This is a genomic window from Amycolatopsis kentuckyensis (assembly GCF_041679295.1).
GTDB classification, from domain to species: domain Bacteria; phylum Actinomycetota; class Actinomycetes; order Mycobacteriales; family Pseudonocardiaceae; genus Amycolatopsis; species Amycolatopsis kentuckyensis_A.
This window is the reverse complement of record NZ_JBGDMD010000017.1, coordinates 57,637-70,115: the sequence shown is the minus strand read 5'-3', so window position 1 is coordinate 70,115 and position 12,479 is coordinate 57,637. Positions and strand designations below refer to the sequence as shown.

The 12,479-nt window shown below is 71.8% G+C and carries 14 protein-coding genes; 3 read left to right on the top strand and 11 right to left on the bottom strand.

Annotated elements, in window-relative coordinates; all coding sequences use genetic code 11:
* Positions 1 to 24: 24 nt before the first annotated feature.
* Together ACERZO_RS46250 and ACERZO_RS46245 are read right to left on the bottom strand one after the other, a co-directional pair.
* Positions 25 to 735 (bottom strand): maleylpyruvate isomerase family mycothiol-dependent enzyme, encoded by a 711-nt coding sequence (locus ACERZO_RS46250; RefSeq protein ID WP_372672347.1) that lies wholly within the window; start codon positions 733 to 735, stop codon positions 25 to 27.
* 186 nt (positions 736 to 921) lie between these two features.
* A complete protein-coding gene (locus ACERZO_RS46245; protein ID WP_372672346.1) occupies positions 922 to 2,631 on the bottom strand; it encodes an FAD-dependent oxidoreductase in 1,710 nt (569 codons plus the stop codon).
* A gap of 163 nt (positions 2,632 to 2,794) precedes the next feature.
* Here ACERZO_RS46245 and ACERZO_RS46240 point away from each other — a divergent pair, with 163 nt between their 5' ends.
* Entirely contained in the window at positions 2,795 to 2,989 is a 195-nt protein-coding gene (locus ACERZO_RS46240; RefSeq protein ID WP_372672345.1) for a DUF397 domain-containing protein, read from the top strand.
* Here the strand turns inward: ACERZO_RS46240 and ACERZO_RS46235 are convergent.
* The 4 genes from ACERZO_RS46235 to guaB all read right to left on the bottom strand — a co-directional run bounded on the left by ACERZO_RS46235 (position 2,973) and on the right by guaB (position 6,818).
* The gene (locus ACERZO_RS46235; protein WP_086672826.1) at positions 2,973 to 4,106 is read right to left on the bottom strand and encodes a GuaB3 family IMP dehydrogenase-related protein; all 1,134 of its coding nucleotides are present in this window, start codon (positions 4,104 to 4,106) and stop codon (positions 2,973 to 2,975) included. The genes ACERZO_RS46240 and ACERZO_RS46235 overlap by 17 nt on opposite strands.
* Positions 4,107 to 4,206: 100 nt before the next feature.
* The gene (locus ACERZO_RS46230) at positions 4,207 to 4,734 is read right to left on the bottom strand and encodes a hypothetical protein (protein WP_372672344.1); all 528 of its coding nucleotides are present in this window, start codon (positions 4,732 to 4,734) and stop codon (positions 4,207 to 4,209) included.
* Positions 4,735 to 4,808: 74 nt separating this feature from the next.
* A complete protein-coding gene (locus ACERZO_RS46225) occupies positions 4,809 to 5,255 on the bottom strand; it encodes a DUF3574 domain-containing protein (RefSeq protein ID WP_372672343.1) in 447 nt (148 codons plus the stop codon).
* Between the two features lie 51 nt (positions 5,256 to 5,306).
* Positions 5,307 to 6,818 (bottom strand): IMP dehydrogenase, encoded by a 1,512-nt coding sequence (gene guaB / locus ACERZO_RS46220; RefSeq protein ID WP_372672342.1) that lies wholly within the window; start codon positions 6,816 to 6,818, stop codon positions 5,307 to 5,309.
* Positions 6,819 to 6,947: 129 nt separating this feature from the next.
* Between guaB and ACERZO_RS46215 the strand changes: the two genes are divergently transcribed.
* Positions 6,948 to 7,343 (top strand): DUF5319 domain-containing protein, encoded by a 396-nt coding sequence (locus tag ACERZO_RS46215; protein ID WP_003073549.1) that lies wholly within the window; start codon positions 6,948 to 6,950, stop codon positions 7,341 to 7,343.
* Between the two features lie 54 nt (positions 7,344 to 7,397).
* Here ACERZO_RS46215 and ACERZO_RS46210 read toward each other — a convergent pair whose 3' ends face one another.
* The 5 genes from ACERZO_RS46210 to ACERZO_RS46190 all read right to left on the bottom strand — a co-directional run bounded on the left by ACERZO_RS46210 (position 7,398) and on the right by ACERZO_RS46190 (position 11,835).
* Positions 7,398 to 8,336, bottom strand: a complete 939-nt coding sequence (locus tag ACERZO_RS46210) for an anti-sigma-D factor RsdA (RefSeq protein ID WP_372672341.1) — start codon at positions 8,334 to 8,336, stop codon at positions 7,398 to 7,400.
* Positions 8,337 to 8,909, bottom strand: a complete 573-nt coding sequence (locus ACERZO_RS46205; protein ID WP_026468912.1) for a sigma-70 family RNA polymerase sigma factor — start codon at positions 8,907 to 8,909, stop codon at positions 8,337 to 8,339.
* A 387-nt stretch (positions 8,910 to 9,296) separates the two neighbouring features.
* Positions 9,297 to 9,893 (bottom strand): response regulator transcription factor, encoded by a 597-nt coding sequence (locus ACERZO_RS46200; RefSeq protein ID WP_003073605.1) that lies wholly within the window; start codon positions 9,891 to 9,893, stop codon positions 9,297 to 9,299.
* Positions 9,894 to 10,024: 131 nt separating this feature from the next.
* Entirely contained in the window at positions 10,025 to 10,879 is an 855-nt protein-coding gene (locus tag ACERZO_RS46195; RefSeq protein ID WP_372672340.1) for a hypothetical protein, read from the bottom strand.
* Positions 10,880 to 10,929: 50 nt separating this feature from the next.
* A complete protein-coding gene (locus ACERZO_RS46190) occupies positions 10,930 to 11,835 on the bottom strand; it encodes a MerR family transcriptional regulator (protein ID WP_372672423.1) in 906 nt (301 codons plus the stop codon).
* A gap of 248 nt (positions 11,836 to 12,083) precedes the next feature.
* Here ACERZO_RS46190 and ACERZO_RS46185 point away from each other — a divergent pair, with 248 nt between their 5' ends.
* Positions 12,084 to 12,386 (top strand): WhiB family transcriptional regulator, encoded by a 303-nt coding sequence (locus ACERZO_RS46185; RefSeq protein WP_043792619.1) that lies wholly within the window; start codon positions 12,084 to 12,086, stop codon positions 12,384 to 12,386.
* Positions 12,387 to 12,479: the final 93 nt, after the last annotated feature.

Sequence of the window (12,479 nt, the reverse complement as noted above, 5' to 3'; positions counted from 1 at the left end):
ACACGGAGGACGGCCGAAGTCAGTTCAGCCCCAGGCGGGGATGCGAGGAACGTCCCCGTCGAGGTCAGCGCCGTCGGAGCGGCCGCTGAGCCACGCGAGCAGCTGCCCGCTGGTACCGCGGACCGTCGCGCCGGGGGCGGCGCCCATCGTCCACTCGGAGCCGTCCGCGACCAGGCGCAACGCGGGGAGGTGCGCGGCCCGGGAGGTGATCGCGTGCTGGACGACGTCGTCGGCGAGCGGGCCGAGCAGGCCGAGCACGCGGTCGAGGTCGTAGCCGAGGTCGAGATCGGCGAGGTGGATGGCGAGCTCGGACAGCCGCATCCGCGCGACGACGGCCCCGGTGACGGGCTGGCCCTGCCGGTTGCGGGCTTCGCGCGCCCAGGCGTCGTCCGGCATGGCGGCGGCGTACTGCTCGAAGCGCCCGGCGGAGGCGACGAAGTCGGCGAGCAGGTCGGCGGCGGGGTGCTCGGAGCCGGCTTCGATGTCGGCGTCGCGGGCTTCGGGGCTGGCGTACATCGGCGTCTCGACCCCGGTGTTCGCCCAGGTCAGCAGGTTCTGCAGCCCATCGGCGTTGCGCGCGAGGTGCGCGAGGACGTGCGCCCGCGACCACCCGGGCAACGCGCTGGGGGCACGCAGTTCGGGCTCGCCGAGGCCACCGATGGCCTTGGCCCATTCGTCGTCGAGCTTCCGGATGCCCTCGAGGAGCGCGTGCGCCTTTTCCGATGCCGTCGTCACGGCCCCGATCTTAGGACCGCCGCAGGGCCGCCGGGGCGTCCGCGGGTACCGGGGTCGGTAGCCGGCTCGCGCGCGGGTCGCGCATCGCCGGCCGGGTGCCGCGTCTTGAATGACTCATTCAGGTCTTCTGAGGTCTTGAATGACTCATTCAAGACCTCAGCGGACCTGAGCGCCGGAACGCCGCGACTACGAGGACCGCAGGGCCGCCGGGGCGTCCGCGGGTACCGCCGGGTTCTTCGGTGCCACCGGCTCCAGCCGGACGTACGACGAGTCCTGCGCCGGGCGCTGGTCCGCCTCGCCCTTGTTCGGCCAGAACGAGAACGCCCGCTCTGCCTGGGCCGTGATCGTCAGGGACGGGTTCACGCCGAGGTTGGCCGTGATCGCCGCACCGTCGACCACCGACAGGCCCGGGTAGCCGAACACCCGGTGGTACGGGTCGATCACGCCCTCGTCCGCCGTGGCGCCGATCGGGACGCCGCCGATGAAGTGGGCGGTCAGCGGGATGTCGAAGATCTCGCCCCACGTGCCGCCCGCGATGCCGCCGATGCGCTCGGCCGTGCGCTCGTTGGCCTCGTGGCCCGCCGGGATGAAGCTCGGGTTCGGCTCGCCGTGGCCCTGCTTCGACGTGTACTTGCGGCGGCCGAACAGCCCGGGCCGCGTGTACGTCGTGATCGAGTTGTCCAGGCTCTGCATCACCAGCAGGATCACCGTGCGCTCGCTCCAGCGGTAGCCGTTGAGCAGCTTCGCCGCCTGGATCGGGTGCTTGACCATGAAGCTCACGGCTTGCCGCCAGCGCGGGACCGGCGAGGCGCCGTCGGTCGCGATCGTCTGCAGCAGGCTCATCGCGTTGCTGCCCTTGCCGTACCGCACCGGCTCGATGTGGGTGTTCTCGTCCGGGTGGATCGACGACGTGATCGCGACCCCGCGGCTGAAGTTGCGGCTCTCGTCGACGTCGGTCCGGGCCGCGCCGATGATCGCCTCGGAGTTCGTCCGGGTCAGCTCGCCCAGCCGGTGCGACAGCTTGGGCAGCGTGCCCGTGTCCTTCATCTTGTGCAGCAGGTTCTGCGTGCCCCACGTCCCCGCGGCGAAGACGACCTTCTCGGCCGTGATCGTCGTCCGGAACCGGCGGGACGTCGTCCCGGTCTTCTTCAGGCTGACTTCGTAGCCGCCGTCGATCGGCTTGACCGACGTCACGGTCGTCAGCGGGATGACCTTCGCGCCGTCCTGCTCGGCCAAGTACAGGTAGTTCTTGACCAGCGTGTTCTTCGCCCCGACGCGGCAGCCGGTCATGCACGCGCCGCACTCGGTGCAGCCGACGCGCTCGGGGCCGGCCCCGCCGAAGTACGGATCCGCCGCCTTCGAACCAGGCTTGCCGAAGTACACGCCGACCGGTGTCGGGTGGAACGAATCGGCGACGCCCATGTCCTTCGCGACGTCGCGCATCACGACGTCCGACGGCGTGATCGAGGGGTTCGTGACGACGCCCAGCATCCGGCTCGCCTGGTCGTAGTGCGGCGCGAGCTCGGCTTCCCAGTCGGTGATGTGGGACCACTGCCGGTCGCGGTAGAACGGCTTGAGCGGCCGGTACAGCGTGTTCGCGTAGACCAGCGAGCCGCCGCCGACACCGGCCCCGGCCAGCACCATGACGTCGTTGAGCATGTGGATGCGCTGGATCCCGTAGCAGCCGACCTGCGGTGCCCACAGGTAGCGCTTCAGGTCCCACGACGTCTTCGCGAACTCGTCGTCGGCGAACCTGCGTCCGGCCTCGACGACGGCTACGCGGTAGCCCTTCTCGGTGAGCCGCAGCGCCGCGACGCTGCCGCCGAACCCCGACCCCACCACGACGACGTCGTAGTCGGGGCCACCCGCACTGGTGGTGGTGTTACTGGCAGTCACACCTGGAGCGTAACCCGGGGTCCAGGTTCTGACCAGAGGTAAGTTACCGGCCAGTCACCCGTTTTGGCGCATCGCCGGAGATGATCGTGGGTAATCATCAAGGTGCTCGATGTCCACGTCGGCGAGACCCGTCGGCGGGACACGATTTCCGGGAGGGACCACGATGATCCCCCAGCAGCTCACCGGTTGGCGCAAGTCGAGCCACAGCCACTTCGAGGAGAACGCCTGCGTCGAGATCGGCGCCGGGCCCGGCGTGGTCGGCGTGCGGGACACCAAGCACCCGGTGCCCCGGCCGATCCTCGTCTACTCCGCGACCGCGTTCGCCGCGTTCCTCGAGCACCTCACCGCCGGACGGTGAGGCCCACCCGCTGGAACTCCTTGAGGTCCGAGTAGCCCGTCTTCGCCATCGCCCGGCGAAGCGCCCCGAAGAGGTTCACCACACCTTCCGCGTCGGACGACGGCCCGAACAGCAGGGTCTTGAGGTCGACGGCGTAGTCCGGCCCGGCCGCCACGCGCGAGCGCGGCAGCGACGGGTGCGCGGCCGCCGCCGTCCAGTAGAGGCCCTGCCCGGGCGCGTCCGACGCGGCGGCCAGCGGGGAGCCGAGCATGACGGCGTCCGCGCCGCACGCGATGGCCTTCGCGATGTCACCCGACACCGTCATGCCGCCGTCGGCGAGCACGTGCACGTACCGGCCGCCGGTCTCGTCGAGGTAGTCGCGGCGGGCGGCCGCGGCGTCGATGATCGCCGTGGCCATCGGGACGCCGATGCCGAGGACGCGGTCGGTGCTGGTGACGCCGGGCGTGTAGCCGTGCCCGACGATGACGCCGGCGGCGCCGGTGCGCATGAGGTGCATCGCCGTGCGGTAGTCGCTGACGCCGCCGGCGATCACCGGCACGTCCAGGCGGCCGATGAACTCCTTGAGGTTCAACGGCTCGGCGTCGCGCTGCACGTGCTCGGCGGAGATGATCGTGCCCTGCACGACGAGGATCTCGACGCCGGCCGCGATCAGGTCCGGGGTCAGCTCGGCGGCGTGCTGCGGGCTGACGCGGGCGGCGACCGTGACGCCGGACTCGCGGACGGTCTTGATGGCCTCGCTCAGCAGGTCGAGCCGGATCGGCGCGGCGTGCAGCTCCTGCAGCACGCGGCCGACCGCGGTCGGGTCCTCGAGGTCTTCGGCCGCGCGGACCAGCTGGAAGATGGCGTCCTCGACGTTGGCGTGCCGTGCCCAGAGGCCCTCGGCGTTGAGCACGCCCAGGCCGCCCAGCTCGCCCACGGCGACCGCGGTGCCGGGCGAGACGATCGCGTCCGTCGGGTGCGTGACGAGCGGCAGGTCGAAGCGGTAGGCGTCGATCTGCCAGGAGGTGGACACCACCGAAGACGACCGGGTCCGCCGCGACGGCACGATCTCGACGTCGTCGAGGTCATACGCCCGCCGCGCGGTGCGGCCCATCCCGATCTCGACCAGGTCCCGCACGTGAAGCCTCCTCCGACGACGACAATCTGCCGTGCCCCATTGTCGCTAGTCCGCGTGGGTGACCTGCGCACGGGGGTTGAAACCCGCGCGGAACCGGGCGCTACACCCGCACGAACACGGCGACCGGCGCCAGCAGGGCGCCCAGCGCCAGGGCCAGCCAGGTCGCGACCGGTGGGTAGACGTGCAGCCGGACCGCGCCGAAGTAGACCGCGCCCAGCGCGAGCAGGGCCGCGCAGATCAGCAGCACCGGCCGCACCACGCCGGGCCGCAGGTCGATCACGGCGCCGCCGGCGAGCAGGTAGGCGATGCTGCCGTCCGCGGTCGAGACGTCGAGCGCGACCGGCTGCCCGGCGGGCAGGTCCAGGCCGGGGCCGACGGCCGTGATCCGGTAGAGCCGGTTCCCGGCGTCGACCGCGATGGTGTGGCTGACGGCGTCTTCGTCACCGCCGACCGGGAGCGCGCCCCGCTCGTGGGACACGACGTGCCCTTCGGCGCGGTAGGTGGGCGCGTCGCGGCCGGCCAGCACCTGGCACATGAGGCAGACGACGCCGCCGAGGAACAGCGACACGAGCGCGACGGCCGTGAAGAAGACCTTGCGCAGCACCTGCGTGAAGCGGCCGACCGTCATGCCCTTCAGTGCACACTACGACGGGCACGCAAGGCGATAGACCGATTACCGTAAGCACGCTAGGTCACGAGAACTCAGAAGGAGACCTTCTCCACGGAGTCCGAACGCAGTACCGACTCCTGCTGGAACTGCTTTTCGTAGTCGGCGCGCAGGCCTTCGATCTCCCGCTCGGCATCCCGGTCGGCGAACGGGTAGAGCAATACGACCACGTGGGTGTGCTCCCGCACGATCGCGCCGGACGCGCCGCGCCACTGGCCGCTGCCGTCGAGGCGGGTGAAGCCGTCCGGGAAGGCCGGGGTGATCTCGGCGTCGGAGAAGGCCGCGAACTCCTTGTCGGTCACCTCGGTGCCGTCCGGCTTGCCGGTGCCGAAGTACAGCTCGGTGCGCTTCCACAGCTCGCCCGGCGACTGCGCCTGGGCCTGAGGAGGGGCTGAATCCGCCGACGCGGCCACGCCACCACCGACGCCGAGCAAGGCAGCCGTCGCGACCGCCACCATGGTCCGCCGTGAAGTCCTGGTCATGGGCCGAGTTTCGCGGCCCATGACCAGGAGCGGAATGATCGAAAGGGCGGACTACCGGGTGGTGTAGTTCGGTGCCTCGACGGTCATCGTGATGTCGTGCGGGTGGCTCTCCTTGAGGCCGGCCGCGGTGATCCGGACCAGCTGGGCCTCCTGCAGCTCCGCGATCGTGTTCGCGCCCGCGTAGCCCATGCCCGAGCGCAGGCCGCCGACGAGCTGGTGCACGACGTTGGCCAGCGGCCCGCGGAACGGGATCCGGCCTTCGATGCCCTCGGGGACCAGCTTGTCCTCGCTCAGCACGTCGTCCTGGGCGTAGCGGTCCTTCGAGTACGACTTCGCCTGGCCCCGCGACTGCATCGCGCCGAGCGAGCCCATGCCGCGGTAGACCTTGAACTGCTTGCCGTTGACCAGGATCAGGTCGCCGGGCGACTCGGCGGTGCCGGCCAGCAGGCTGCCCAGCATCACCGTGGACGCGCCGGACGCGATCGCCTTCGCGATGTCGCCGGAGTACTGGATGCCGCCGTCGCCGATCACCGGGACGCCGGCCGGGCGGCACGCCTGGTCGGCCTCGAAGATCGCGGAGATCTGCGGGACGCCGACGCCCGCGACGATCCGGGTGGTGCAGATCGAGCCCGGGCCGACGCCGACCTTGACGCCGTCCGCGCCCGCGTCGACCAGCGCCTGCGCGCCCGCCCGCGTCGCGACGTTGCCGCCGACGATGTCGACCGCGTCGCCCAGCTCCTTCTTCAGCAGCGCGACCGTGTCGACGACCGCCCGGGAGTGGCCGTGCGCGGTGTCGACCATCAGGACGTCGACACCCGCGTCGGCCAGCGCCATCGCGCGCTTGTGGCCGTCCGGGCCGACGCCGACCGCGGCACCGACGATGAGGCGGCCGTCCGGGTCCTTCGTCGCCTTCGGGTACTGCTCGGTCTTCACGAAGTCCTTGACCGTGATCAGGCCGCGCAGCTTCCCCGCGCCGTCGACGATCGGCAGCTTCTCGATCTTGTGCCGGCGCAGCAGGCCCAGCGCGGCGTCCGCGGAGACGCCGACCTGCGCGGTGACCAGCGGCGCCTTCGTCATGACCTCGGACACCGGGCGGCTGTGGTCGACCTCGAACCGCATGTCGCGGTTGGTGATGATGCCCACCAGCGCGCCGGAGGCGTCGGTGACCGGGACACCGGAGATGCGGAACTTGGCGCACAGCGCGTCGACCTCGGCCAGCGTGGCGTCGGGCGCGCAGGTGACCGGGTCGGTGACCATGCCGGCCTCGGACCGCTTGACCACCTCGACCGCGGCGGCCTGCTCGTCGATCGGCAGGTTGCGCTGGAGCACGCCGATGCCGCCCTGGCGGGCCATGGCGATCGCCATCCGCGCCTCGGTGACGGTGTCCATCGCGGCGGACACGAGCGGGATGCCGAGGGTGATGTTCCGGGTCAGCCGGGTGCTCGTGTCCACCGCGCTGGGGACCACGTCCGATTCCGCCGGCAGCAGCAGCACGTCGTCGAAGGTCAGGCCGAGCATGGCGAACTTGGCCGGAACGGGGGCGGTGATGCCGTCGCTGGTCATAGCGGGTGAAGGGCCTTCCTGGCGCGGGATGAGCGGGGTCGCTGTGGCGACTCGGAGCCTTCCCCTCATGATATCCGGCTCGCGCCCCCGCCCCGGGTGGTGGGCGAGCCGCCGGGGCCGCCCGGTACCGTGCAGGCCGTGGCGCACGATGTCCTGCCTCCAGACCCGTTCGCGGACGACCCGGACGACCCGGCCCGCGCTTTCGGAGACCCCGAGGACCGGCTGGACGAGCCGATCAGCGATTCCGAACGCACCGAGCTGCTGGCCGACCTCTCCGATCTGGCCGTCTACCAGGCGCTCCTCGAGCCCCGCGGGGTCCGCGGGATCGTCGTCGACTGCGGCGAGTGCGACGAACCGCACTACCACGACTGGCACCTGCTGCGAGCCAGCCTGGAGCAGCTGCTGGCCGACGGGCGGATGCGCCCGCACGAGCCGGCCTACGACCCGAACCCCGGCGACTACGTGAGCTGGGACTACTGCCGGGGCTTCGCCGACGGCGTGACGGCCAACGAAAGCGCCTACTGAACCCTTGAAAAAGGCCCTGGTGAGTTTCCTCACCAGGGCCTTTTCGCTGTGGTCCTACTGGCCTTCGCCGACGCTCTGGCTGCCGGCTGACGCCTCGCTGCGCCCGGTGTTCGTGCCCGGGTCGTTGCCGCTCGCGGCCGTCGTGGTCGGCGGGACCTCGGTGGTCGGCGGCGGCGGGGTGGTGGTCGGCGGCGGGGGCGTCGGGGTCGGCGTCACGGTGCCCGGCAGGCTGGTGGTGCCGCTGCCGCTGCCCGGGATCGACGTCGCCGAGCCGGCCGGCGGCACCTGCACCGACGTGGCGCCGGGCGGCACCTGCGTCGGGGTGGTCTGGGTCGGGCCCTGGACCGGCGCGTCCGGGTTCTGGAGCTGGGCGGCGAGCTGCCGGTGCTGCTCCAGCAGCTGGTCGCGGTTGTCCTCGTCGCTGACCTGCGACAGCGCGGCCTGCGCGGCGTCGAGGGCTTCGCGGGCGGCGTCGAGGTTGCCGCCGGCGATGGCCAGGTTGGCCTTCTCGAGGTCGAGCTTCGCGTTCGCGGCGGCCTCGACCGAGCGGGTGTGATCGGAGTACAGGACCTTCGCCAGGCCCCAGAGGGTGTCGCCCGGTTGCGCGGAGCGCGCGGCCAGCCCGGTGCCGGTGAACGCGATCGCCAGCACGGCGGCGGCGACGGCGACCGGGACGAGCAGCCTGCGGCGGCGTCCGCTCGAGGCGTGCTGTTTCGCGAGACTCGCGGTGGTGACGGTCCGCACGGCGGTGTCGACGTCGACCAGCTCGGCCAGCGGCTCGCTGTCGATGTCTCTTCGCCACGCCACCAGCAACGCGTTGAGCTCCTGGTCGCCGAGGCCGTCGGCCAGGGCCGGATCGGACCCGCCGAGGGCGTCGAGCAGCGCGTCGTCCGCCTGGACGGCCGACAGGTCGGCGGCGAACTCCGCCTCCGACGAGGACAAGCCACTACCGAACACGTCGTCGGGCTCGTAACCCTTCTCGTGACCGGTCACTCAGATCACCTCCTCCGCGGCCAGGACCTTTCTCAGCCGCGCGAGGGCGCGGTGCTGGGCGACGCGGACGGCGCCGGGCGTGGAGCCGACCGCGTCCGCGGTCTCCTCCGCCGACAGGCCGACGACCACGCGCAACACCACGATCTCCCGCTGCTTGTCCGGCAGCACCTGCAACAACTGGGACATCCGCTCGTTCAGCTCACCTTGCAGCGCCCGCTGCTCGGGGCCTACCCCGCCTTCGACCTCATCGGGGATCTCGGCCACCGGCTCGGCTCGGTTGCGCGCCGCCGCGCGGTGCGCGTCGGCCACCTTGTGCTGGGCGATCCCGTAGACGAACGCCAGGAAAGGGCGGCCTTGGTCGCGGTACGAGGGCAATGCCGTTAGCACCGCGAGACACACCTCCTGCGCAACATCGTCCGCCGAAGCGAACGATCGCTCCTGCCTGCCAACCCGAGCGCGGCAATACCGCACTACCAGTGGACGGATAGCAGCCAGCAGCCGCTCCACTGCCTGGGGATCTCCCTCGACAGCAGCGGCGACCGGCTCATCCAGTCCATCCCCCACATTGGCCATCGCAGACAACAGTCCCAGTGTTACGTGTAGGTGAGCAAAGAACCCGGCCCGTGGTCGCCTCCACCGCGCACCGGAGACCGCTACCGTACCTGCGGCCCCCGGCGGAGCGGCGCGCGCGGTGCTCCCGGGCGTGCCGCGGCCCCGTGAGGCGCGGAAATACGGTTCGTCGTGCAGACCCGCGGTCTTCTTCGCCGATTCAACGAGCGAGCGGCGTCACGGGTACGAGATCCGTCGGAGGGACGGTGACCGGGGCGGCGATCCGCCCCGGGGGCTGCCCGAGTGGGCGCCGGAGTGTGATGGGGACCACACAGGTACGGGCCAGGGCGGTGCGCCCTGGCCCGTCGTCACCTGTAAACCGGCCGTGTCAGGAACGGGGAGAGCGACGGGTCAGCTGACCAGGCCGCGGCGGAAGCCGTGGGCCACGGCCTGCGCGCGGTCGCGCACGCCGAGCTTCCGGAACAGCCGCCGGGCGTGGGTCTTCACCGTGTCCTCGGACAGGTAGAGCTCGCGGCCGATCTGGCCGTTGCTCTTGCCCTGGCTCATCCCGCGGAGCACCTGAAGCTCGCGCTCGGTCAGCTGGACGCCCGGGTCGGACGGCTGACGGGGCGCGGGCACCGAGGTGCTCGCCAGGGTGTGGGCCAGCGCGGCGACCAGCTCCGGCCGGGACGCGTCCCAGCGGAGGTAGCCGCGGGCACCGCCGGCGATCGCGGCGGCGATGCTGCCCGCGTCGTCCGGGGCGCCGAAGACGATGACGTTCGCCTGGGGGTTGGCCGAGACGAGCCGCCGGGTGGCTTCGACACCTGTCGGGACCGCGCGTTGCGTCCCGACCAGCACGACGTCGACGGGCTGACGGGAGTACCGGGCCAGCAGCTCGTCACCGTGCGCTACGCAGTCGATGCGACTGACCCCAGGGACCGCGGACATCACTCGGGTGAGCCCTTCACGGACACTGCGTCGGTCGTCGCAGATCAAGACCGTCGTCACGGGGTTTCCTTCCTGCAGCCGGGTGACATTCCACTTCCCCTATCGGACGCTTTAGCCCGAACCTTGACACGATCCGGTGGCTTTTTTTGAAGTTTCTTAGCCCGGATGCCGGAACAGCCCATTCCGACGGCTCAACCACCCGGGGCGGGCACCCATGGCGATTCCCCCGCGATCCTCCTCCCGCAAGGATCTGCGCTTCGTAACACTGCGTGCAACACCTCTGCCACTCTGAATCGATACTCCTCGGCGTGTCCTGGGCGCAGATCGGCCATGACGAGCGCCGCCGGCCACAAAAGTGAAAGCAGTTCGCATTCCTCGGCGGTCGCCATTGCGTTTCCGACAAGACCGTCCGAAATCTTCCGGTGATCGGGACGACCGGCGGCCCCCAGTGCGACGGCCAGCACAATCCCGGATTTCACGGCGTGCCGCCGCGCACCCCGCGCGACGGCGGTTTCGAAAGCCCGCTCGGCGGGTGCCACGGCGGCGGCGCCCTGACCAGCGGCGAGCTCGATCTCGGCACCGACCCAGCCCCCGCGGACGCAGGCCCGCCACCCGGCGTGCTGCTCGGCGGCCCGGGCGGCCAGCCTCCGTGCGGCTCGCTGGCGGCCCAGGGCGAGGTTGTCGGCGGCCAGGCCGAGCAGGGCGTCGGCCCGCGCACCGGCGGCGTCGAGGCCATCGGGGTCGTGCCCGGTGTCCAGGGCGGCGGCCTTGGCGAGGGCCTCGCCGTCGAGGGCCCGGGCGTGGCGGTGGCCGCCGAGCTGCCGCCGGTGGGCGCCGAGGGTGCTGGCGGCGAGGGAGGCGAGGACGGGGTCTTTCTCGCGCCGGAGGCCGTCCAAGAGGGTGGCAGCGGCCGCGTACCGGCCCTGGGCGCCGAGCACGATGGCGGAGAGCAGCCGTTCCCGCGGGGTGCCGCGGCCGCGCGTGACGGCGGGATCGGGCAGCGGATCACTCCCGAACGCGGCGGCCCTCAGGGCGGGTTCGTGCACCCGTCCTTTCTAGCGGTTCCCACCGACAGAAACATGATCGAAGTGACGGATCACCGGGGCGCGCCGACCAGGACGTGCTCGATGCGGTCCGCCGCGCCCGGCAGGTCCGTCAGCAGCTCCACCTTGTCCGGCAGCCCCGTCGGGTCCCACCCCGGCCCGCACGCGAACAACCGGCTCCGCTGCCGGCCCCGCGACACCCGCGCGAACAACCGCGTGTCCGCCACGCCCCGCCGGTGCGCCCACAGCACCACCGCCGCCGGTGCGCTCCGGCGGACCGCCACCGCCAGCACCTCCGCCGGCAGCGGGACCCCGAACAGCTGGGCCCCGATCCGGCGGCCGGCCAGCGACGCCGCCAGCGCGTACATCGGCATCGTGTCGCGTTCCTCCGGGACGCAGCCCAGCAGGACCGGGCGGGTGTTGCGCGGCTCGTCGAGCACCGGCGTCGCCCGGACCAGCGCCGCGAACACGCACTCCGCCAGCAGGTACTCGACCTCCGCCCCCGCGCTCGCGCCGCGCCAGCGCGCCCCCAGGGCCGACAGGACCGGCTCGATCACGCCCGTCCACGCCGGGAGGACGCCCAGCTCGGCGATCGTGTCCGCGAGCATGCGCTGGACCGCGCCGACGTCCATCGCCAGCGCCGCCGTGCTCAACCGGCGAGCCAGGCGGGAGCGGACCTCCAGGGCGTCGTCGGCCGCCGAGGAGTCGGTGGGCTCCGACGGCTCCGATGGCTGCGGCGGGCCGGTGCGCGGCATCTGCTCCAGCGCGTAGCGCGCCGCCTCGGCCGTCGACGCGCCGCTCAGCAACGCGCGCTGCATCAGTTCGAGCCGGCCGATGTCGGAGGTGCCGTAGCGGCGGTGGCGGCCGTCGGTGTGCCTGCTCGGGCCGAGCCCGTAGCGGCGGTCCCAGGTTCGGAGGGTGGACGGCGCGACCCCGAGCCGGCGGGCGACCGAGGCCACCGGCAGGGTGGGTTCTTCGGTGCCCGACCCAGCTCCCACGAGCCTCAATATCCAGGCAGACCGCGGGGTCGGCAACCGGAGGCGAAATCCCTGCTCACACATCCGGGGGATGCCTAACGGCTGAATCGGGCCGGATCGCTTGAACAACTATTGGCGCGCTTCTAACGTTACGGCCGTTGCACCGAATGGAGTATCGGCACCACAGCAGAGCAGCTAGCGGCATCGACCGATTGACGGAGGCGGTCAGGATGGCAGACACGCGCAGGCTCCCAGGACCCAACGCCGACATGTGGGACTGGCAGCTCGAAGGGTCGTGCCGGGGGATGGACAGCGCGTCCTTCTTTCACCCGGACGGCGAGCGCGGCCCGGCGCGGGCACGGCGGGAGGCCAGGGCGAAGGCGGTCTGCCTGAGCTGCCCCGTCCTGGAGATGTGCCGCAGCCACGCGCTGGCGGTGCACGAGCCCTACGGCATCTGGGGCGGGCTCTCGGAATCGGAACGCGAGCACCTCATCAAGTCCGACAAACGCGCGCTCAGCATGTCCGGCGGCTGAGCGCCCCACAGACATCGGAGGGCGGCACCGGGTGGGGTGCCGCCCTCCGTGCTGTTCCGGGCACGAAAAACGGGGCAGCACGAGTGCTGCCCC

What these genes read in the sequence shown, in the direction of transcription:
- ACERZO_RS46240 (WP_372672345.1), top strand. Translation starts at nt 2,795, where the DNA reads ATGATCCCCCAGCAGCTCACCGGTTGGCGCAAGTCGAGCCACAGCCAC.
- ACERZO_RS46230 (WP_372672344.1), bottom strand. Translation starts at nt 4,734, where the DNA reads ATGACGGTCGGCCGCTTCACGCAGGTGCTGCGCAAGGTCTTCTTCACG.
- ACERZO_RS46225 (WP_372672343.1), bottom strand. Translation starts at nt 5,255, where the DNA reads ATGACCAGGACTTCACGGCGGACCATGGTGGCGGTCGCGACGGCTGCC.
- guaB (WP_372672342.1), bottom strand. Translation starts at nt 6,818, where the DNA reads ATGACCAGCGACGGCATCACCGCCCCCGTTCCGGCCAAGTTCGCCATG.
- ACERZO_RS46205 (WP_026468912.1), bottom strand. Translation starts at nt 8,909, where the DNA reads ATGGCCAATGTGGGGGATGGACTGGATGAGCCGGTCGCCGCTGCTGTC.
- ACERZO_RS46185 (WP_043792619.1), top strand. Translation starts at nt 12,084, where the DNA reads ATGGCAGACACGCGCAGGCTCCCAGGACCCAACGCCGACATGTGGGAC.